The sequence below is a fragment of the Ochrobactrum sp. S1502_03 genome, from assembly GCF_044435015.1.
Lineage (GTDB): Bacteria > Pseudomonadota > Alphaproteobacteria > Rhizobiales > Rhizobiaceae > Brucella > Brucella chromiisoli.
In genome coordinates this window covers 123,491-141,458 of record NZ_JAYEXN010000007.1, presented here as the reverse complement: position 1 = coordinate 141,458, position 17,968 = coordinate 123,491, and the positions used below count along the sequence as shown (strand labels likewise).

The window sequence follows — 17,968 nt, the reverse complement described above, 5'->3', positions numbered from 1 at the left end:
TGAACGTGGTCAGGTTCTCTGCAAGCCAGGTTCGGTTAAGCCACACACCAAGTTCAAGGCAGAAGCTTACATTCTGACCAAGGACGAAGGTGGCCGTCATACACCATTCTTCACCAACTACCGTCCACAGTTCTACTTCCGTACGACGGACGTGACCGGTGTTGTTACCCTGCCAGAAGGCACGGAAATGGTTATGCCTGGCGACAACGTTACCGTTGACGTTACGCTGATCGTGCCGATCGCAATGGAAGAGAAGCTCCGCTTCGCTATCCGTGAAGGTGGCCGTACCGTTGGTGCAGGCATCGTCGCTTCGATCATCGAGTAATTAGATTTGTGCAGGAGCGTCTCTCCGGAGGCGCTCCGCGTAACAAGGAACAGATCAAATGAACGGTCAAAACATCCGCATTCGCCTCAAGGCGTTTGATCATCGGATCCTTGACGCTTCGACGCGGGAAATCGTGTCGACTGCCAAGCGTACCGGTGCCAATGTGCGCGGACCGATCCCACTGCCAACACGGATCGAAAAGTTCACAGTAAACCGGTCGCCGCACATCGATAAGAAGAGCCGCGAACAGTTCGAGATGCGCACGCACAAGCGTCTTCTCGATATCGTTGACCCAACCCCACAGACTGTTGACGCGCTCATGAAGCTCGATCTGTCTGCCGGTGTTGATGTCGAGATCAAGCTCTAAGCGGCTTGAGGACGGAAGGAACGAACCCGATGCGTTCAGGTGTTATCGCACAAAAGCTGGGCATGACCCGCGTCTATAACGACGCCGGCGAACATGTACCAGTGACAGTTCTCCGCATGGAAGACTGCCACGTGGTCGCTCAGCGTACAGTTGAAAAGAATGGTTACACGGCTGTTCAGCTTGGCGTTGGACTTGCCAAGGTAAAGAACACAACCAAGGCTCTGCGCGGTCATTTCGCGAAGGCTGAAGTTGAGCCTAAGGCGAAAGTTGCGGAATTCCGCGTTTCTCCTGAAAACCTGCTCGAAGTCGGCGTGGAAATCACTGCCGAACATTTCGTCGCCGGCCAGAAGGTCGACGTGACGGGTACTTCGATCGGTAAAGGCTTTGCCGGTGTTATGAAGCGTCATAACTTTGCTGGTCATCGTGCATCGCACGGTAACTCAGTGACCCACCGCGCTCACGGCTCGACCGGTCAGCGTCAGGATCCAGGTAAAGTATTTAAAGGCAAGAAGATGGCCGGTCACATGGGTCAGACCCGTGTAACCACGCAGAATATCGAAGTCGTTTCGACTGATCTCGATCGCGGCCTTATCCTTGTCCGCGGTGCAGTTCCTGGCTCAAAGGGTGCATGGATCTACGTTCGCGACGCCGTAAAGGTTTCGCTGCCTGATAATGCTCCCAAGCCAGCTGGTTTGCGCCAAGCAGCACAGGCCAAGGTAGAAGCTGCTGTAGTTTCTGAAACTGCAGCGACTGAGGGAGCCGAATAATGGATCTCACAATTACAACCCTTGAAGGCAAGGATGCCGGCCAGGTCAAGTTGAACGAAGCTATCTTCGGTCTTGATCCACGCGACGACATTCTCCAGCGCGTCGTGCGCTGGCAGCTGGCTCGCCGCCAGCAGGGCTCTCACGATGCCAAGGGCCGCAGCGACATCAGCCGCACCGGTTCGAAGATGTATAAGCAGAAGGGTACGGGTCGCGCTCGTCACCATTCGGCTCGTGCACCGCAGTTCCGCGGCGGTGGTCAGGCTCACGGACCGGTTGTCCGTACGCATGATCATGATCTGCCAAAGAAGGTTCGCGCTCTCGGCTTGCGTCACGCTCTGTCGGCTAAGGCAAAGGCATCTGACCTGATCGTCATCGATGATCTGGCAGCGTCTGAAGCCAAGACAAAGCAGCTTGTGTCGCAGTTCGCAAAGCTCGGTCTCGAAAATGCACTTCTTATCGGTGGTGCAGAGCTCGACGTGAACTTCCAGCGCGCTGCTTCGAACATCCCGAACATCGACGTTCTGCCAGTACAGGGCATCAATGTTTACGACATCCTGCGTCGTGGCAAGCTCGTGCTTTCCAAGGCAGCTGTCGAAGCACTCGAGGAGCGTTTTAAATGACCGATCTTCGCCATTATGACGTGATCGTCAGCCCAGTCATCACCGAGAAGTCGACCCTTGTTTCCGAACATAATCAGGTCGTCTTCAACGTAGCCCGCAAGGCGACGAAGCCGGAAATCAAGGCTGCAATCGAAGCGCTCTTCGGCGTCAAGGTTAAGGCTGTAAACACCACTGTGCGCAAAGGCAAAGTGAAGCGGTTCCGCGGCATTGTCGGGCGCCAGAGCGATGTCAAGAAAGCGATCGTAACTTTGGCTGAAGGCCAGAGCATCGACGTTTCGACAGGTCTCTGAGAGGCCATGGAGTAAAGACAATGGCACTCAAGCACTTTAATCCGATCACACCAGGCCAGCGTCAGCTGGTCATCGTGGACCGTTCGGAACTCTACAAGGGCAAGCCGGTCAAGTCATTGACCGAAGGTTTGTCCAAGAAGGGTGGCCGTAACAACACCGGTCGTATCACTGTCCGCTTTCAGGGCGGCGGTCACAAGCGTTCTTATCGTTTCATCGACTTCAAGCGTCGTAAGCATGATGTCGTAGCGACTGTAGAACGTCTGGAATACGATCCAAACCGCACCGCGTTTATCGCGTTGATCCGCTACGAAGACGGCGAGCTGAGCTACATTCTGGCTCCGCAGCGTCTGGCAGTTGGTGACAAGGTCATTTCCGGCCAGTCCGTCGACGTCAAGCCAGGCAATGCAATGCCGCTGTCGTCGATGCCAGTTGGTACCATTATCCACAATGTGGAAATGAAGCCGGGCAAGGGCGGTCAGATTGCACGTTCGGCTGGTGCTTATGCACAGCTCGTCGGTCGCGATCAGGGCATGGCTATCCTGCGTCTGAACTCGGGCGAACAGCGTCTGGTTTCGGGTGCATGCTTTGCAACGGTTGGTGCAGTATCCAATCCAGAGCACAGCAACATCAATGACGGTAAGGCCGGTCGTTCGGTTTGGCGCGGTAAGCGTCCACACGTTCGCGGCGTTGCCATGAACCCAGTTGACCACCCGCATGGTGGTGGTGAAGGCCGCACTTCTGGTGGTCGTCATCCGGTCACGCCTTGGGGCAAGCCTACGAAGGGTAAAAAGACCCGTTCGAACAAGGCGACCGATAAGTTCATCATGCGTTCGCGTCATCAGCGCAAGAAGTAAGAGAGGTAGTCTGAAGTGGCTCGTTCAGTTTGGAAAGGTCCGTTCGTCGATGGCTATCTTCTCAAGAAAGCTGAGAAGGTACGTGAGGGCGGTCGTAATGAAGTTATCAAGATGTGGAGCCGTCGCTCCACGATCTTGCCGCAGTTCGTTGGCCTGACCTTCGGTGTTTATAACGGCAACAAGCATGTGCCGGTATCGATCTCCGAAGAAATGGTTGGACATAAGTTCGGTGAATTCGCGCCGACGCGTACCTATTACGGTCACGGCGCGGACAAGAAGTCAAAGAGGAAGTAACAGATGGGCAAGGCCAAGGCTCCCCGCCAGCTTAAGGATAACGAGGCGAAAGCCGTCGCCCGTACGCTTCGCGTCAGCCCGCAGAAGCTTAATCTTGTCGCGGCACTTATTCGCGGCAAGAAAGTTAACGCGGCACTTGCTGATCTGACGTTCTCGCGCAAGCGGATCGCGGAAACAGTGAAAAAGACGCTCGAATCGGCTATCGCCAACGCAGAGAACAATCATGATCTCGATGTTGACGCGCTGATCGTTGCTGAAGCTTATGTTGGCAAATCAATTGTCATGAAGCGTTTCCACGTTCGTGGACGTGGTAAGGCAAGCCGCATCGAAAAGCCGTTTTCGCATCTCACCATTGTTGTCCGCGAAGTTGCGGAAAAAGGGGAGGCCGCATAATGGGCCAGAAGATTAATCCGATCGGTTTTCGTCTCGGCATTAACCGTACCTGGGATTCGCGTTGGTACGCAAATACCGGTGAATACGGCAAGCTGTTGCATGAAGACGTCAAGATCCGTGAGTATCTTAAGAGCGAACTCAAGCAGGCTGCGATTTCCAAGATCGTAATCGAGCGTCCGCACAAGAAGTGCCGCGTGACGATTCACTCGGCTCGTCCGGGTATCATCATCGGCAAGAAGGGTGCAGACATCGAAAAGCTTCGCAAGAAGCTTTCCGAGATGACGAATTCCGATACGTCGCTCAACATTGTTGAAGTGCGTAAGCCGGAAGTCGACGCGACGCTCATTGCTCAGTCGATCGCTCAGCAGCTCGAACGCCGTGTGGCATTCCGTCGCGCCATGAAGCGTGCCGTTCAGTCGGCAATGCGTCTCGGTGCTGAAGGTATCCGTATCAACTGCTCCGGTCGTCTGGGCGGCGCTGAAATCGCACGTATGGAATGGTATCGCGAAGGTCGCGTTCCGCTTCACACGCTGCGTGCTGATATCGACTACGGTACAGCAGAAGCGCAGACCGCTTACGGCATCTGCGGCGTGAAGGTTTGGGTATTCAAGGGCGAGATCCTTGAGCATGACCCAATGGCTTCCGAACGTCGTGCGGTTGAGGGTGACAATCAGGGTTCCCAGCAGAACCGCCGCCGCGAAAACGCTTAAAAAGCGGGCCGCGGGCGAGAAAATTGGAGTAGAGAACAATGATGCAGCCAAAGCGCACCAAGTTCCGTAAGCAGTTCAAGGGCCGTATTCACGGCAACTCGAAGGGCGGTACGGATCTTAATTTCGGTGCATTCGGTTTGAAGGCCGTTGAGCCTGACCGCGTCACAGCACGACAGATCGAAGCGGCTCGCCGCGCGATCACCCGTCACATGAAACGTGCGGGCCGTGTATGGATCCGAATCTTCCCGGATCTGCCAGTTACATCGAAGCCTACCGAAGTCCGTATGGGTAAAGGTAAGGGTTCAGTTGACTACTGGGCATGCCGCGTGGCACCAGGCCGCGTAATGTTTGAGCTTGACGGCGTACCCGAAGATGTGGCACGCGAAGCCTTAAGACTCGGCGCTGCAAAGTTGTCGGTCAAGACGCGCTTCATTCAGCGCATCGCAGAGTAAGAGAGGCAGTCATGAAAGCCGCAGACGTTCGGGCGAAAAGCCTCGATCAGATCAACGATGAGTTGGGCGCCCTGAAGAAAGAGCAGTTTAATCTGCGCTTCCAGAAGGCAACCGGCCAGCTCGAAAAAACCGCGCGCGTGAAACAGGTTCGCCGTGACATTGCGCGTATTAAGACCATCGCCCGCCAGAAGGCGGCCGAAAGCAAGGCATAAGGAACAAGTATAATGCCTAAACGCGTTCTGCAGGGCGTTGTCGTCAGCGACAAAAACGATAAGACTGTTGTGGTTAAGGTAGAGCGTCGCTATTCGCACCCGCTCCTCCAGAAGACCATTCGCCAGTCTAAGAAGTATAAGGCGCATGACGAAAACAACCAGTTCAAGATTGGTGATCAGGTTTCTATTGAAGAATCCAAGCCAATTTCGAAGGACAAACGCTGGGTCGTTCTTTCGAACGTAACAGCGGGCTAAATTACAAACACGCAGCTTAGGTAGGGCAGGAGCCCTTAACCAGCTGAAGGAAAAGAAGGCGGCCAGTCATGATTCAGATGCAAACAAACCTCGACGTGGCGGATAACTCCGGCGCACGTCGTGTCATGTGCATCAAGGTGCTGGGCGGCTCGAAGCGGCGTTATGCTTCCGTGGGCGACATCATTGTGGTGTCGATCAAGGAAGCTATTCCGCGCGGCCGCGTCAAAAAAGGTGATGTGATGAAGGCGGTAGTCGTACGGACTGCCAAGGACATCCGTCGCGCAGATGGCAGCGTTATTCGTTTTGATAACAACGCAGCCGTTCTCATCGATAACAAGAAAGAGCCTATCGGCACACGTATCTTCGGACCGGTTCCACGCGAACTTCGCGCTAAGAGCCACATGAAGATCATCTCGCTGGCTCCGGAAGTTCTGTAAGGAAGCAAGACGATGCAAAAGATTCGCAAAGGCGACAGCGTTGTCGTGCTGTCCGGTAAGGACAAGGGCCGTAAGGGCGAAGTTCTTCAGGTTATGCCAAAGGATGACAAAGCTGTCGTCCGCGGCATTAATGTTGTAAAGCGTCACCAGCGTCAGACACAGACTCAGGAAGCCGGCATCATTTCGAAAGAAGCGCCGATCCATTTGTCTAACCTGGCAGTTGCTGATCCAAAAGATGGCAAGCCAACCCGCGTTGGTTTCCGTATTGAAGACGGCAAGAAGGTTCGCGTTGCAAAGCGTTCGGGAGCGGTGATCTGATGTCTGAAGCTAAGGCACTTCCACGCTTCAAGAAGATTTATCAGGACACGATCCGTAAAGCTCTTCTTGAAGAATTCAAATATGACAACGAGATGCAGATTCCGCGCATCACCAAAGTTGTCCTGAATATGGGTGTAGGCGAAGCAACTGCTGACTCGAAAAAGCCAACGGTTGCAGCTGCTGATCTCAGCCTGATTGCTGGTCAGAAGGCTGTCGTTACGCGCGCCCGTAATTCGATTGCAACTTTTAAGTTGCGCGAAGACATGCCAATCGGTACGAAGGTCACTCTTCGTGCGGATCGCATGTACGAATTTCTTGATCGTCTGGTTACGATTGCGCTTCCGCGCGTTCGCGACTTCCGCGGTCTGAATCCGAAAAGCTTTGACGGTCGTGGCAACTTTGCCATGGGTGTTAAGGAACACATCGTGTTTCCAGAAATCAACTACGATAAAGTTGATCAGATCTGGGGCATGGACATCATCGTTTGCACGACCGCAAAAACGGATGATGAAGCCCGCGCTCTTCTGCGCGCCTTCAACTTCCCGTTCCGGCAGTAACGGCAAGCGTAGCGAGGTATAATAATATGGCCAAGACTAGCGCAGTCGAAAACAATAAGCGCCGCGAAAAGTTGGTTAAGCGTCATGCTGAAAAGCGTGCACGTCTGAAGGCGATCGTTATGGATCAGAGCCTTCCGCTGGATGAGCGTTTCCGCGCTACTATTCAGCTCGCCGAACTACCGCGCAATTCCGCTAAGGTTCGTATTCGCAATCGTTGCGAAGTTTCGGGTCGTCCGCGTGGTTATTACCGTAAACTGAAGATGTCGCGTATTGCGCTTCGCCAGTTGGGTTCGCTCGGACAGGTTCCGGGCATAGTTAAGTCGAGCTGGTAAGGAGTAGCATATGTCTGTGTCAGATCCTATCGGCGATATGCTGACCCGTATTCGTAACGCAGTAGGCCGCAAGAAGACCAAGGTTTCGACCCCGGCTTCGAAGCTTCGTGCTCGCGTTCTGGATGTTCTTCAGTCTGAGGGTTACATCCGCGGATACACGCAGAGTGAATTCGTGAACGGCAAGGCCGAGATCGAAATCGAACTCAAGTACTATGAAGGCGTTCCAGTCATTCGTGAACTGACCCGCGTTTCGAAGCCAGGCCGTCGCGTTTACGTGTCGGTCAAGTCGATCCCGCAGGTTGCGAATGGTCTTGGCATCTCGATCTTGTCCACACCTAAGGGTGTAATGGCGGATCATGAAGCCCGTGAACAAAACGTTGGTGGTGAGCTGCTCTGCCGCATCTTCTGATGCGGCTGACAGTGAACAGATAGAAGACAGGTATAAAAATGTCTCGTATCGGTAAAAAACCCGTGCCGGTCCCGGCAGGCGTGACCGCCAGTGTTGATGGGCAGATCGTCAAGGCTAAGGGCGCGAAGGGCGAATTGTCTTTCGTGGTGCACGATGAAGTTCTGGTTAAGCTCGAAGACGGCGCTGTAAGCGTTGATCCTCGTGACCAGTCTAAAGAAGCCCGCTCCAAGTGGGGCATGTCGCGTTCGATGATCGAAAACATCTTCGAAGGCGTCAACAAGGGCTTTGAAAAGAAGCTTGAGATCAGTGGCGTTGGTTATCGTGCTGCTATGCAGGGCAAGAATGTCCAGCTGTCTCTCGGCTTTTCTCACGAAGTTATCTATGACGTGCCTGCTGGCATCACTGTTGCTGTTCCTAAGCCGACGGAAATCGTCGTCACTGGTATCGATAAGCAGCAGGTCGGTCAGGTTGCGGCTGAGATCCGTGAATATCGCGGCCCCGAGCCTTATAAGGGCAAGGGCGTCAAGTATGCTGGCGAAAAAATCGTCCGCAAAGAAGGCAAGAAGAAGTAAGGGAAGCGCGTCATGGCATCGCCAAAAGAAACTTTGCAGCGTCGCGCTGCTCGTGTACGCCGTCAGGTCAAGGCTGTTGCAAACGGCCGTCCACGTCTCAGCGTGCACCGCTCTTCCAAGAACATCTACGTTCAGGTTATCGACGACGTTCGCGGTGTAACCATCGCTGCCGCTTCGACCCTGGATGGCGATCTGAAGGGCAAGCTCAAGACTGGCGCCGATTCCGCAGCAGCTGCTGCAGTTGGCAAGCTGGTTGCTGAGCGTGCCGTAAAAGCAGGCGTCAACGAAGTAGTGTTCGACCGTGGTGCATTTATTTACCACGGCCGTGTGAAGGCTCTCGCCGAAGCAGCCCGCGAAGGCGGTCTTAGCTTCTAATAATTTTGTGCTTCCGGAAAAAAATAAAGGAATAGGATATGGCACAGAGAGAACGTAACCGCGAGGACCGCGGTCGTGAGGAGCGTGACAGCGAATTCGTTGACAAGCTCGTTCACATCAATCGCGTAGCCAAGGTTGTTAAGGGTGGCCGTCGCTTCGGTTTTGCTGCACTCGTCGTCGTTGGTGACCAGAAAGGTCGCGTCGGCTTCGGACATGGCAAGGCTCGTGAAGTGCCTGAAGCTATCCGTAAGGCAACAGAAGCTGCCAAGCGCGATATGATTTTCGTACCACTGCGTTCGGGTCGTACACTGCATCACGATGTGCAGGGTCGTCACGGCGCTGGCAAGGTTCTGCTCCGCGCAGCCCCTGCTGGTAAGGGTATCATTGCTGGTGGTCCTATGCGTGCTGTGTTCGAAACGCTTGGCGTTCAGGACGTTGTTGCTAAGTCGCTCGGCTCATCGAACCCTTACAACATGGTTCGTGCAACCTTTGACGCTCTGAAGCATCAGATGCATCCAAAGGACATTGCTGCACAGCGCGGCATCAAGTACTCGACCCTTCAGGCTCGTCGCCATGATGTGGTCGGTTCGGAAGAATAGCCGATAGTTTGTGCCAGTCCGGTGCCATCGCACCGGATACGCCATAGACAAGGGATTTGAGTGATGGCTGAGAAGAAGGGTAAGACGGTTACGGTCGAACAGATCGGAAGCCCTATCCGTCGTCCAGCCGAACAGCGTGCTACGCTGATCGGACTCGGACTTAACAAAATGCACCGCCGCCGCACACTGGAGGATACTCCTTCAGTTCGTGGCATGATTGCCAAGGTTCAGCATCTCGTCCGCGTTGTGGACGAGGCCTGATAACGCAGAGGATAGAGACATGAAACTCAACGATCTGCGTGACAAGCCAGGTTCAGTTAAGGCGCGCAAGCGCGTCGGCCGTGGTATCGGCTCGGGCACCGGCAAGACCGCTGGCCGCGGCGTCAAGGGACAGAAGTCCCGTTCAGGCGTAGCGATCAACGGCTTTGAAGGCGGTCAGATGCCAATCTACCGTCGCCTGCCGAAGCGTGGCTTCACCAACATCTTTGCGAAGAGCTTCAACATTGTATCGCTTGGCCGAGTTCAGGCTGCGATCGATGCGGGCAAGCTGGACGCAAAGGCAGTTGTGAACATCGATTCGCTTAAGGCTGCTGGCGTGATTCGTCGCGCTCTCGACGGTGTTCGCGTTCTTGCGGACGGCGAATTGAAGGCAAAGGTAGCTTTCGAGGTTGCTGGTGCTTCCAAGGCAGCGATCGAAAAGATCGAAAAGGCTGGCGGTAGCGTAAAGCTTCCTGAAGCTGCTGCTGAATAAAGCATCGACATAAAAATAAAAAGCGGCGGCCTTGGTGCCGCCGCTTGCACATTTATGCCAATGCGCATATCTGGGTAGGGTCTTCTTGTCCGAGCGGTCGTGAGTTGTAAAACTTGTGTCTATGGGAGTAGGGGACCGGAGACTTTTCACCGGAGAAATTTTTATGGCATCGGCTGCTGAACAGCTAGTTTCCAATCTTAATTTTTCGGCATTTTCGAAAGCTGAAGAACTCAAGAAGCGCATCTGGTTTACACTGGGCGCTTTGTTGGTGTACCGTTTTGGTACTTATATTCCGCTACCCGGCATCAATCCTGATGCGCTTGCGCAGGCATTCCAGCAGCATAGCCAGGGTGTGCTTGGACTTTTCAATATGTTTGCGGGTGGTGCGGTTGGCCGTATGGCGATCTTCGCACTCGGCATCATGCCTTATATTTCTGCCTCCATTATCGTGCAGCTTATGACGTCGGTTGTCCCGACGCTTGAAGCGCTCAAGAAGGAAGGCGAGTCAGGCCGCAAGATTATCAATCAATATACGCGTTACGGTACGGTGCTTCTGGCAATCGTGCAGGCTTATGCGATTTCGGTTGGCTTGCAGTCCGGTAATGGCATCGTTACGAATCCCGGCCCAATGTTCCTGGTTTCGTCGGTCATCACGCTTGTTGGCGGTACGATGTTCCTGATGTGGCTTGGTGAACAGATCACCGCGCGCGGCATCGGTAACGGCATTTCGCTCATCATCTTCGCGGGTATTGTCGCAAACCTGCCGCATGCTATTTCCGGTACGCTGGAACTGGGCCGCACCGGCGCGCTGTCCACGGGGTTGATCCTCGGTGTTATCGTTCTGGCTGTTGCGCTGATTGCAATCATCGTTTTTGTTGAACGCGCCCAGCGCCGTCTTCTGATCCAGTATCCGAAGCGTCAGGTTGGCAATCGCATGTTCCAGGGCGATACATCGCATCTGCCACTCAAGCTCAATACTGCGGGTGTTATTCCTCCGATTTTCGCGTCTTCGCTTCTGCTGCTGCCTGCAACGGTTGCCGGCTTTGCGAACACAGCTGAAATGCCGGCATGGGGTACAACCATTCTCAATGCTCTCGGTCATGGTCAGCCGCTCTACATGCTGTTCTATGCCGGTTTGATGGCATTCTTCTGCTTCTTTTATACGGCCATTGTGTTCAATCCCAAGGACACTGCGGACCAGCTGAAGAAGCACTCCGGCTTTATTCCGGGCATTCGTCCGGGTGAACGGACGGCTGAGTATATAGACTATGTGTTGACACGAATTACGGTTGTCGGCGCCATCTATATCGTGCTTGTCTGTCTTCTGCCGGAATTTCTGATTTCCGCGACCGGTGTACCGTTCTATCTTGGTGGTACTTCGCTGCTGATCGTGGTCAGCGTAACGCTCGATACGGTTGCGCAAATTCAGGGACATCTTGTCGCCCATCAGTATGAAGGGCTGATCAAGAAGTCCAAACTCAGAGGTGGGAAACGCAGTAAATGAGACTAATACTTCTTGGGCCGCCCGGAGCAGGTAAGGGGACGCAGGCTGGACTTCTTACCAAGAAGCATGGAATACCTCAGCTTTCGACTGGCGATATGCTGCGTGCAGCAGTCGCTCAGCAAAGCGAAATCGGGAAACGCGCCAAGGCTGTCATGGATGCCGGTCAGCTGGTCTCCGATGAGATTGTAAACCAGATCGTGTCAGAGCGTATTGATGCGCCGGATTGCGCAAATGGTTTCATTCTTGACGGTTATCCGCGGACTGTTCCACAGGCGCAGGCTCTTGGCGAAATGCTGACCGATAAAGGTCTCAAGCTTGATGCTGTTATTGAGCTGAAAGTGGACGAGAACGCATTGGTCAGCCGGATGGAGAGCCGTGTTGCCGATACGATTGCAAAGGGTGGTCAGGTTCGTTCTGATGACAACCCGGAAGCATTTCGCAAGCGTCTCGTTGAATACCGTGAAAAAACGTCACCGCTTTCGGCCTATTATGCCGGTACTGGTGAGTTGCGCGTGCTCAATGGCATGGCGCCGGTAGAGGACGTTACTGCCGAAATCGAGAGAATTCTCGTTCCGGCGTGAAGCATGCGGGCTAAGGCTCGTTTGAACGAATAGGAATTGCGGACAGAAGATCATTTGATGTTTTTCTGTCCGTTTATTGCTTCTGAAAGTTGCTTTTAATGTCTGTAATGCTGCTATGGCCGCTTTACGGACAGTTAAGAGTTGACTTTTTCGGGTGATTCCGTCAAAGACTGCGCCACTTCAATTTGTTTTGAATGGTCGGTTCTGGCGGAAATAGTAAGAGGCCGGGACCGGTCAAACAATGCTGTCTGGTTGATCGCATCATCCAGATGGATTTTTATGTAACTCAAGGAGAACAGACGTGGCACGTATCGCTGGCGTCAACATCCCGACGAACAAGCGCGTAATCATTGCGCTTCAGTACATTCACGGGATTGGACCAAAATTTGCTCGTCAGATCGTAACGAAAGTCGGCATTTCCGATGATCGTCGCGTAAATCAGCTTTCGGATGCTGAAGTCCTTCAGATCCGTGAAGCAATCGATGCTGACTACCGGGTCGAAGGTGACCTGCGTCGTGAAGTTTCGATGAACATCAAGCGCCTGATGGACCTTGGCTGCTATCGCGGTCTGCGCCATCGTCGTTCGCTGCCAGTTCGTGGCCAGCGCACGCATACCAATGCACGCACCCGTAAGGGTCCTGCAAAGGCTATCGCAGGTAAGAAGAAGTAATTTTCGGCAGAACCAATCGTTCTGCCGGGCTTGCCTGTAAAAGGGTGGGTTCGGTGCTGGTCCTTTTCAAAGGGCCGGTGTAGCCGCTGGAACTACGGCGGTGTCGAGATCGAGTTTTGAGAGGACTATCATGGCTAAGGAAGCCCAGCGTATTCGCCGTCGCGAACGCAAAAACATTTCGTCGGGCGTTGCCCACGTAAATTCGACGTTTAACAACACCATGATCACCATCACGGATGCACAGGGTAATGCGATTGCCTGGTCATCTGCAGGTGCTCAGGGTTTCAAGGGTTCGCGTAAGTCGACCCCGTTTGCCGCACAGATCGCTGCTGAAGATTGCGCCAAGAAGGCGCAGGAACATGGCATGCGCTCCCTCGAAGTCGAGGTTTGCGGACCGGGTTCTGGCCGTGAATCTGCACTGCGCGCCCTTCAGGCTGCCGGTTTCGTTATTACGTCGATTCGCGATGTTACGCCGATCCCGCACAATGGTTGCCGTCCGCGCAAGAAGCGCCGGGTCTGATTTTCGTTTATATGCTGTAAGAACCCCGGGCTTTATTGTTCGGGGTTCCTCTGCGGTTCTTCACAAGATCGCTACGATTGGATGGTAGCGACGGTTGATAGAGGAAAACCACATGATCCAGAAAAACTGGCAGGAACTGATTAAGCCGAACAAGGTGGATTTTATCACCAACGGCTCACGCACTCATGCAACCGTTGTTGCTGAGCCGCTGGAACGCGGTTTCGGTTTGACGCTCGGTAACGCACTGCGTCGCGTGCTTCTGTCGTCGCTGCGCGGCGCTGCTGTCACCGCCGTTCAGATTGACGGCGTGCTGCATGAATTCTCTTCTATCCCTGGCGTCCGCGAAGACACCACGGATATCGTTCTGAACGTCAAGGAAATCGCCATCCGTATGGAAGGCGAAGGCCCGAAGCGCATGGTTGTCCGCAAGGAAGGCCCGGGCGTTGTTACGGCTGGTGACATTCAGACTGTTGGCGATGTCGAGATCCTTAACCCGGAACACGTCATCTGCACGCTGGATGAAGGCGCTGAAATCCGCATGGAATTCACTGTCAACACCGGTAAGGGCTATGTGCCTGCCGACCGTAATCGTGCGGAAGATGCTCCAATCGGTCTTATTCCGGTTGATAGCCTTTATTCGCCGATCCGCAAGGTATCGTACAAGATTGAGAACACCCGTGAAGGTCAGGTTCTCGATTATGACAAGCTGACGCTCAATATCGAAACCAATGGTTCGGTGAGCGGTGAAGATGCTGTTGCTTACGCAGCACGCATTCTTCAGGACCAGCTCGCAGTCTTCGTTAACTTCGAAGAGCCTCAGAAGGAAGCCCCGCAGGAACAGGTTGCGGAACTCGCTTTCAATCCGGCTCTGCTCAAGAAGGTCGACGAGCTCGAATTGTCAGTACGTTCGGCAAATTGCCTGAAGAACGACAACATCGTCTATATCGGCGATCTGATCCAGAAGACGGAAGCCGAGATGTTGCGGACTCCGAATTTCGGCCGCAAGTCGCTCAACGAGATCAAGGAAGTTCTGGCGTCGATGGGTCTCCATCTTGGTATGGAAATCCCAGCCTGGCCACCAGAAAACATCGAAGATCTCGCCAAGCGCTACGAAGACCAATATTAAGACCGGCATATCCCGGTACGTTACGAATTAAAGGAGAAGGCCATGCGCCACGGTAATGGACAGCGTAAGCTGAACCGCACTGCCTCGCATCGCAAGGCAATGTTCGCCAACATGGCGGCTTCGCTCATCGAGCATGAACAGATTGTGACCACGCTTCCTAAAGCTAAGGAAATTCGTCCAATCGTAGAAAAGCTTGTCACACTCGGCAAGCGCGGTGACCTGCATGCACGTCGTCAGGCGATTTCCGCCATTCGCGATGTACAGCTTGTTGCTAAGCTGTTCGACACACTTGCTACACGTTACGCAACCCGTAACGGCGGCTACATCCGCATCATGAAGGCAGGCTTCCGCACCGGTGACAATGCACCGATGGCAGTTGTCGAATTCGTTGAACGCGATGTCGATGCAAAGGGCAAGGCTGATCGCGCACGCGTTGAAGCCGAAGCTGCTGCAGAAGCAGAAGCAGCGTAATCTACGCGATGAAGCATTTAAAAAGGGCCGCCTCGAGCGGCCCTTTTGTTTTTTAAAGATATTTTGGGCAGAGCATTACAAAGCTGTAATGCTGTTGCCACAATACAGCCCTTTATACTTGGCTTGGTGGCCTCCATATTGCTTGCGAGCCTGGGAATCGGGTGTCGGAAAAGAAAACGGAGTGTGCAAATGAGTTTGCGGCGGTATGGAATTACGGGCGTTGTTCTTGTTTCAATGAGCATGTTGGCATTACCGTCATTTGCTCAGGACAATTCCGCTGCGGTTGTGGGCAAGCAAATTCCACTCAGCCGCGCTGATATGCAGCTTTCTTTTGCGCCGCTTGTTAAACAGACAGCACCCGCAGTGGTCAATGTATATGCCGCCCGTCAGGTGCAACAGCAGCAGTCTCCCTTCGCAGGGGATCCGTTTTTCGAGCAGTTTTTTGGGAAGCAGTTTGGCGGTGGCAGTCGATCAAGGACAGAGCAGTCTCTCGGATCCGGGGTGATCGTTGATGGCTCGGGTCTGGTCGTTACAAATAACCACGTCATCAAGGATGCCGACGAGATCAAGGTTGCATTGTCAGATGGCCGTCAGTTTGAAAGCAAAGTCTTGCTTCGCGACGAAACAACTGACCTTGCTGTATTGAAAATCGAGGCCAACGAAAAATTCCCTGTGGTGGCTCTTGGAAATTCCGATGACGTCGAAGTCGGTGATCTGGTTCTGGCGATCGGCAATCCGTTTGGCGTTGGACAGACGGTGACAAGTGGTATTGTTTCGGCGCAGTCCCGCACGCAGGTCGGTGTTTCGGATTTTGATTTCTTTATTCAGACCGATGCCGCAATTAACCCCGGCAATTCGGGTGGTGGATTGATTGACATGCGCGGCCGTTTGATTGGCATCAACACGGCGATTTATTCACGCTCTGGCGGTTCTGTCGGTATCGGCTTTGCAATCCCTTCGAATATGGTGCGTGCGGTTGTGGATGCAGCCCGCAGTGGCAGCTCCAGCTTCGAACGACCATATATCGGCGCGACCTTTCAAAATATCACACCGGATGTTGCTGAAAGTCTTGGCATGGACAAGTCGTTCGGTGTGTTGGTGACAGCGGTTAATAAGGGCGGGCCGGCGGAGCAGGCGGGATTAGCCGTGGGTGACGTCGTGCTCTCGGTTCAGGGCGTGCGCGCGGACAATATTGACGTGCTCGGTTATCGTCTTTCGACGGCTGGCATTGGAAATACGGTGACACTCGACATTGCGCGCAATGGCAAGGACCGCAAAATACCGGTGAAGCTCACCAAAGAGCCGGAAGCAAAGCCGCAGCAGAAACAGACCATCAAAGGGGATAATCCCTTCGCAGGTGCGGTTGTTGAAGAACTGACGCCAGCGATGGCGTCCAAGATGCGTCTGCGTGAAGGATCGCGCGGCGTCATTGTGACGAATGTCATTGCCAATTCTCAAGCAGCGCGTCTTGGTTTGCGCCAACGTGATATTATTCGCGGCATCAACGGCAATCCGATCCGTACGATCAATGATCTTGTCACAGCCCTCAACAATGGACGCGGTCTGGCATGGCGGCTTGAAGTTGAGCGTAATGGCGCGCTTATCCGCCAGTTCGTTCGCTGAACGATAGATATAGTATTTAAAGTTGCATGTCGTTTCGGGCGGGACTATGCCTGAAACGACATTTGTTTTTCTGGTATTGAGCAAAGCGAAATGAGCGACCTTTTTTCCACTGCGGTTGATCCGAATGCTGACCGTAACAGGCCGCTTGCCGATCGTTTGCGGCCGCGCCATCTCGCAGAGGTCACCGGGCAGGAGCATCTTACCGGGCCTGAAGGCGTTCTTACGCGCATGATTGCGTCCGGTACGCTTGGCTCCATGATTTTCTGGGGGCCTCCGGGGACAGGGAAGACGACGGTTGCGCGGTTGCTTGCCGGGGAAACGGAACTGGCTTTTGAGCAGATTTCTGCGATTTTTTCCGGGGTTTCTGATCTTAAAAAAGTTTTTGAATCAGCGCGTGCCCGACGTATGTCAGGCCGACAAACCTTGTTGTTTGTAGACGAGATTCATCGGTTCAATCGTGCGCAGCAGGATAGTTTTCTACCCGTGATGGAGGATGGCACCGTCATTCTCATAGGGGCGACGACGGAAAATCCTTCTTTTGAACTGAATGCCGCTTTGCTGTCGCGGGCGAGGGTGCTGACGTTTCATCCCCATGATGCATTGAGCATTGCAACACTTCTGGCGCGCGCTGAAGAACAGGAAGAGCGTCCGCTGCCGCTTGATGAAGAGGCACGCGCAAGTCTTATCCGCATGGCGGATGGTGATGGTCGTGCTGCGTTGACACTGGCCGAGGAGGTGTGGCGTGCGGCCCGACCTGAAGAGGTTTTTGATGCCGAGAAGCTGCAGGATGTGGTTCAGCGCCGCGCGCCTGTCTATGATAAAGGGCAGGATGGGCATTACAATCTGATTTCTGCTTTGCATAAGTCGGTACGCGGATCTGATCCTGACGCAGCACTCTATTATCTTTGCCGCATGTTTGATGCAGGCGAAGACCCGCTTTACCTGGGGCGTCGGCTGGTTCGCATGGCGGTCGAGGATATTGGGCTTGCCGACCCGCAAGCACTGGCTATCTGCAACGCCGCAAAAGATGCCTATGATTATCTTGGCTCACCGGAAGGCGAACTGGCTTTGGCGCAGGCGTGCGTTTATTTGGCCACGGCGCCTAAATCCAATGCTGTCTATATGGCCTATAAGGCGTCGATGCGTGCAGCCAAGGAAAACGGCTCTTTACTGCCGCCCAAACATATTCTCAATGCGCCGACCAAGTTGATGAAGAATGAGGGTTATGGCGAGGGCTATGCCTATGACCATGATCAGCCAGACGCTTTTTCCGGGCAGGATTATTTCCCGGAAGCTATGGGCCGTCAGGTGTTCTATGATCCGCCGGAACGCGGTTTTGAGCGGGAAATTCGCAAGCGTCTTGATTATTGGTCACGGTTGAGGGGCGAGCGCCGGGGGCGAAACTGATCGGCTTTGCCAAAGAATTTGCCCGAAAATTTCAGTGTCACAATTCGGCCTTCATCGGTGCCGCTAAAGCCGGCATACATACAACCTGAAGTTTTAATTCACATGCGGGTTGAGCCATTGATTCCATAATAAATTCAATGGCTGAGCAACTTTGAGATGTGGCCCTAAACGATGTGG

At 53.8% G+C, this 17,968-nt stretch carries 29 protein-coding genes and 1 pseudogene; all 30 read left to right on the top strand.

The features are described from left to right. Positions 1-325 (top strand): annotated as a pseudogene (tuf, locus tag VBH83_RS07955) (elongation factor Tu); the annotation flags it as partial. Between the two features lie 58 nt (positions 326-383). Continuing rightward, positions 384-692, top strand: a complete 309-nt coding sequence (gene rpsJ, locus VBH83_RS07950) for a 30S ribosomal protein S10 (RefSeq protein WP_002964363.1) — start codon at positions 384-386, stop codon at positions 690-692. A gap of 29 nt (positions 693-721) precedes the next feature. Beyond that, entirely contained in the window at positions 722-1,459 is a 738-nt protein-coding gene (gene rplC / locus VBH83_RS07945; RefSeq protein WP_265984509.1) for a 50S ribosomal protein L3, read from the top strand. Next, a complete protein-coding gene (gene rplD, locus VBH83_RS07940) occupies positions 1,459-2,079 on the top strand; it encodes a 50S ribosomal protein L4 (protein WP_396997072.1) in 621 nt (206 codons plus the stop codon). The genes rplC and rplD overlap by 1 nt, the downstream gene beginning before the upstream one ends. Then, complete coding sequence (locus tag VBH83_RS07935; protein ID WP_007875343.1) at positions 2,076-2,369, top strand: 50S ribosomal protein L23; 294 nt, start codon at positions 2,076-2,078, stop codon at positions 2,367-2,369. The genes rplD and VBH83_RS07935 overlap by 4 nt, the downstream gene beginning before the upstream one ends. A gap of 20 nt (positions 2,370-2,389) precedes the next feature. Next, positions 2,390-3,223: a 50S ribosomal protein L2 gene (gene rplB, locus VBH83_RS07930; protein ID WP_265984511.1), complete on the top strand. Its 834-nt coding sequence runs from the start codon at positions 2,390-2,392 to the stop codon at positions 3,221-3,223. Positions 3,224-3,238: 15 nt separating this feature from the next. Beyond that, positions 3,239-3,517, top strand: a complete 279-nt coding sequence (gene rpsS, locus VBH83_RS07925) for a 30S ribosomal protein S19 (RefSeq protein ID WP_140904458.1) — start codon at positions 3,239-3,241, stop codon at positions 3,515-3,517. Between the two features lie 3 nt (positions 3,518-3,520). Next, positions 3,521-3,910 carry a 50S ribosomal protein L22 gene (gene rplV / locus VBH83_RS07920; protein WP_007875336.1) on the top strand — a complete coding sequence of 130 codons (390 nt, stop codon included), beginning with the start codon at positions 3,521-3,523 and terminating at the stop codon, positions 3,908-3,910. Beyond that, entirely contained in the window at positions 3,910-4,620 is a 711-nt protein-coding gene (gene rpsC, locus VBH83_RS07915) for a 30S ribosomal protein S3 (RefSeq protein ID WP_024897014.1), read from the top strand. Before rplV ends, rpsC begins: the two co-directional genes overlap by 1 nt. Before the next feature lie 38 nt (positions 4,621-4,658). Beyond that, positions 4,659-5,072, top strand: a complete 414-nt coding sequence (rplP, locus tag VBH83_RS07910) for a 50S ribosomal protein L16 (RefSeq protein ID WP_094577441.1) — start codon at positions 4,659-4,661, stop codon at positions 5,070-5,072. An 11-nt stretch (positions 5,073-5,083) separates the two neighbouring features. Continuing rightward, a complete protein-coding gene (rpmC, locus tag VBH83_RS07905; protein WP_024897016.1) occupies positions 5,084-5,284 on the top strand; it encodes a 50S ribosomal protein L29 in 201 nt (66 codons plus the stop codon). A gap of 12 nt (positions 5,285-5,296) precedes the next feature. After that, entirely contained in the window at positions 5,297-5,539 is a 243-nt protein-coding gene (gene rpsQ, locus VBH83_RS07900) for a 30S ribosomal protein S17 (RefSeq protein ID WP_024897017.1), read from the top strand. Between the two features lie 68 nt (positions 5,540-5,607). Further along, a complete protein-coding gene (gene rplN / locus VBH83_RS07895; RefSeq protein WP_007875329.1) occupies positions 5,608-5,976 on the top strand; it encodes a 50S ribosomal protein L14 in 369 nt (122 codons plus the stop codon). A 12-nt stretch (positions 5,977-5,988) separates the two neighbouring features. Next, complete coding sequence (gene rplX, locus VBH83_RS07890) at positions 5,989-6,294, top strand: 50S ribosomal protein L24 (RefSeq protein ID WP_094539757.1); 306 nt, start codon at positions 5,989-5,991, stop codon at positions 6,292-6,294. Then, positions 6,294-6,851 (top strand): 50S ribosomal protein L5, encoded by a 558-nt coding sequence (gene rplE / locus VBH83_RS07885; RefSeq protein WP_396997065.1) that lies wholly within the window; start codon positions 6,294-6,296, stop codon positions 6,849-6,851. The genes rplX and rplE overlap by 1 nt, the downstream gene beginning before the upstream one ends. 26 nt (positions 6,852-6,877) lie before the next feature. Further along, positions 6,878-7,183 carry a 30S ribosomal protein S14 gene (gene rpsN / locus VBH83_RS07880; protein WP_265984513.1) on the top strand — a complete coding sequence of 102 codons (306 nt, stop codon included), beginning with the start codon at positions 6,878-6,880 and terminating at the stop codon, positions 7,181-7,183. Between the two features lie 10 nt (positions 7,184-7,193). Beyond that, positions 7,194-7,592 (top strand): 30S ribosomal protein S8, encoded by a 399-nt coding sequence (gene rpsH, locus VBH83_RS07875; protein WP_007875325.1) that lies wholly within the window; start codon positions 7,194-7,196, stop codon positions 7,590-7,592. 38 nt (positions 7,593-7,630) lie between these two features. Beyond that, a complete protein-coding gene (rplF, locus tag VBH83_RS07870) occupies positions 7,631-8,164 on the top strand; it encodes a 50S ribosomal protein L6 (RefSeq protein WP_265984514.1) in 534 nt (177 codons plus the stop codon). Positions 8,165-8,176: 12 nt separating this feature from the next. Further along, positions 8,177-8,539 carry a 50S ribosomal protein L18 gene (gene rplR, locus VBH83_RS07865; protein WP_265984515.1) on the top strand — a complete coding sequence of 121 codons (363 nt, stop codon included), beginning with the start codon at positions 8,177-8,179 and terminating at the stop codon, positions 8,537-8,539. Positions 8,540-8,577: 38 nt separating this feature from the next. Further along, complete coding sequence (rpsE, locus tag VBH83_RS07860) at positions 8,578-9,138, top strand: 30S ribosomal protein S5 (RefSeq protein WP_024897023.1); 561 nt, start codon at positions 8,578-8,580, stop codon at positions 9,136-9,138. 63 nt (positions 9,139-9,201) lie between these two features. After that, complete coding sequence (gene rpmD / locus VBH83_RS07855; protein ID WP_007875314.1) at positions 9,202-9,399, top strand: 50S ribosomal protein L30; 198 nt, start codon at positions 9,202-9,204, stop codon at positions 9,397-9,399. A 19-nt stretch (positions 9,400-9,418) separates the two neighbouring features. Next, the gene (rplO, locus tag VBH83_RS07850) at positions 9,419-9,889 is read left to right on the top strand and encodes a 50S ribosomal protein L15 (RefSeq protein ID WP_265984516.1); all 471 of its coding nucleotides are present in this window, start codon (positions 9,419-9,421) and stop codon (positions 9,887-9,889) included. Between the two features lie 163 nt (positions 9,890-10,052). Continuing rightward, complete coding sequence (secY, locus tag VBH83_RS07845) at positions 10,053-11,393, top strand: preprotein translocase subunit SecY (protein ID WP_265984517.1); 1,341 nt, start codon at positions 10,053-10,055, stop codon at positions 11,391-11,393. Next, positions 11,390-11,974: an adenylate kinase gene (locus VBH83_RS07840; protein WP_265984518.1), complete on the top strand. Its 585-nt coding sequence runs from the start codon at positions 11,390-11,392 to the stop codon at positions 11,972-11,974. Before secY ends, VBH83_RS07840 begins: the two co-directional genes overlap by 4 nt. Before the next feature lie 301 nt (positions 11,975-12,275). After that, positions 12,276-12,644 (top strand): 30S ribosomal protein S13, encoded by a 369-nt coding sequence (rpsM, locus tag VBH83_RS07835; protein ID WP_187544612.1) that lies wholly within the window; start codon positions 12,276-12,278, stop codon positions 12,642-12,644. A 130-nt stretch (positions 12,645-12,774) separates the two neighbouring features. Then, complete coding sequence (gene rpsK, locus VBH83_RS07830; RefSeq protein ID WP_024897028.1) at positions 12,775-13,164, top strand: 30S ribosomal protein S11; 390 nt, start codon at positions 12,775-12,777, stop codon at positions 13,162-13,164. Positions 13,165-13,276: 112 nt separating this feature from the next. Then, positions 13,277-14,290: a DNA-directed RNA polymerase subunit alpha gene (locus tag VBH83_RS07825; RefSeq protein ID WP_265984519.1), complete on the top strand. Its 1,014-nt coding sequence runs from the start codon at positions 13,277-13,279 to the stop codon at positions 14,288-14,290. Between the two features lie 42 nt (positions 14,291-14,332). Beyond that, on the top strand, positions 14,333-14,761 hold the full coding sequence (gene rplQ, locus VBH83_RS07820; RefSeq protein WP_095446804.1) for a 50S ribosomal protein L17: 429 nt from the start codon (positions 14,333-14,335) through the stop codon (positions 14,759-14,761). A gap of 189 nt (positions 14,762-14,950) precedes the next feature. Then, on the top strand, positions 14,951-16,384 hold the full coding sequence (locus VBH83_RS07815; RefSeq protein WP_396997056.1) for a DegQ family serine endoprotease: 1,434 nt from the start codon (positions 14,951-14,953) through the stop codon (positions 16,382-16,384). Positions 16,385-16,474: 90 nt separating this feature from the next. Continuing rightward, positions 16,475-17,791 carry a replication-associated recombination protein A gene (locus VBH83_RS07810; protein WP_265984521.1) on the top strand — a complete coding sequence of 439 codons (1,317 nt, stop codon included), beginning with the start codon at positions 16,475-16,477 and terminating at the stop codon, positions 17,789-17,791. Positions 17,792-17,968 lie beyond the last annotated feature (177 nt).

What these genes read in the sequence shown, in the direction of transcription:
- rpsE (WP_024897023.1), top strand. Translation starts at nt 8,578, where the DNA reads ATGGCACAGAGAGAACGTAACCGCGAGGACCGCGGTCGTGAGGAGCGT.
- rpmD (WP_007875314.1), top strand. Translation starts at nt 9,202, where the DNA reads ATGGCTGAGAAGAAGGGTAAGACGGTTACGGTCGAACAGATCGGAAGC.
- rplP (WP_094577441.1), top strand. Translation starts at nt 4,659, where the DNA reads ATGATGCAGCCAAAGCGCACCAAGTTCCGTAAGCAGTTCAAGGGCCGT.
- rplB (WP_265984511.1), top strand. Translation starts at nt 2,390, where the DNA reads ATGGCACTCAAGCACTTTAATCCGATCACACCAGGCCAGCGTCAGCTG.
- VBH83_RS07935 (WP_007875343.1), top strand. Translation starts at nt 2,076, where the DNA reads ATGACCGATCTTCGCCATTATGACGTGATCGTCAGCCCAGTCATCACC.
- rplX (WP_094539757.1), top strand. Translation starts at nt 5,989, where the DNA reads ATGCAAAAGATTCGCAAAGGCGACAGCGTTGTCGTGCTGTCCGGTAAG.
- rplC (WP_265984509.1), top strand. Translation starts at nt 722, where the DNA reads ATGCGTTCAGGTGTTATCGCACAAAAGCTGGGCATGACCCGCGTCTAT.
- rpsH (WP_007875325.1), top strand. Translation starts at nt 7,194, where the DNA reads ATGTCTGTGTCAGATCCTATCGGCGATATGCTGACCCGTATTCGTAAC.
- rplR (WP_265984515.1), top strand. Translation starts at nt 8,177, where the DNA reads ATGGCATCGCCAAAAGAAACTTTGCAGCGTCGCGCTGCTCGTGTACGC.
- rpmC (WP_024897016.1), top strand. Translation starts at nt 5,084, where the DNA reads ATGAAAGCCGCAGACGTTCGGGCGAAAAGCCTCGATCAGATCAACGAT.
- rplE (WP_396997065.1), top strand. Translation starts at nt 6,294, where the DNA reads ATGTCTGAAGCTAAGGCACTTCCACGCTTCAAGAAGATTTATCAGGAC.
- rpsK (WP_024897028.1), top strand. Translation starts at nt 12,775, where the DNA reads ATGGCTAAGGAAGCCCAGCGTATTCGCCGTCGCGAACGCAAAAACATT.
- rplF (WP_265984514.1), top strand. Translation starts at nt 7,631, where the DNA reads ATGTCTCGTATCGGTAAAAAACCCGTGCCGGTCCCGGCAGGCGTGACC.
- rplD (WP_396997072.1), top strand. Translation starts at nt 1,459, where the DNA reads ATGGATCTCACAATTACAACCCTTGAAGGCAAGGATGCCGGCCAGGTC.
- rpsC (WP_024897014.1), top strand. Translation starts at nt 3,910, where the DNA reads ATGGGCCAGAAGATTAATCCGATCGGTTTTCGTCTCGGCATTAACCGT.
- rpsQ (WP_024897017.1), top strand. Translation starts at nt 5,297, where the DNA reads ATGCCTAAACGCGTTCTGCAGGGCGTTGTCGTCAGCGACAAAAACGAT.
- rplV (WP_007875336.1), top strand. Translation starts at nt 3,521, where the DNA reads ATGGGCAAGGCCAAGGCTCCCCGCCAGCTTAAGGATAACGAGGCGAAA.
- VBH83_RS07810 (WP_265984521.1), top strand. Translation starts at nt 16,475, where the DNA reads ATGAGCGACCTTTTTTCCACTGCGGTTGATCCGAATGCTGACCGTAAC.
- rplN (WP_007875329.1), top strand. Translation starts at nt 5,608, where the DNA reads ATGATTCAGATGCAAACAAACCTCGACGTGGCGGATAACTCCGGCGCA.
- VBH83_RS07825 (WP_265984519.1), top strand. Translation starts at nt 13,277, where the DNA reads ATGATCCAGAAAAACTGGCAGGAACTGATTAAGCCGAACAAGGTGGAT.
- rplQ (WP_095446804.1), top strand. Translation starts at nt 14,333, where the DNA reads ATGCGCCACGGTAATGGACAGCGTAAGCTGAACCGCACTGCCTCGCAT.
- secY (WP_265984517.1), top strand. Translation starts at nt 10,053, where the DNA reads ATGGCATCGGCTGCTGAACAGCTAGTTTCCAATCTTAATTTTTCGGCA.
- VBH83_RS07815 (WP_396997056.1), top strand. Translation starts at nt 14,951, where the DNA reads ATGAGTTTGCGGCGGTATGGAATTACGGGCGTTGTTCTTGTTTCAATG.
- VBH83_RS07840 (WP_265984518.1), top strand. Translation starts at nt 11,390, where the DNA reads ATGAGACTAATACTTCTTGGGCCGCCCGGAGCAGGTAAGGGGACGCAG.
- rpsN (WP_265984513.1), top strand. Translation starts at nt 6,878, where the DNA reads ATGGCCAAGACTAGCGCAGTCGAAAACAATAAGCGCCGCGAAAAGTTG.
- rpsJ (WP_002964363.1), top strand. Translation starts at nt 384, where the DNA reads ATGAACGGTCAAAACATCCGCATTCGCCTCAAGGCGTTTGATCATCGG.
- rplO (WP_265984516.1), top strand. Translation starts at nt 9,419, where the DNA reads ATGAAACTCAACGATCTGCGTGACAAGCCAGGTTCAGTTAAGGCGCGC.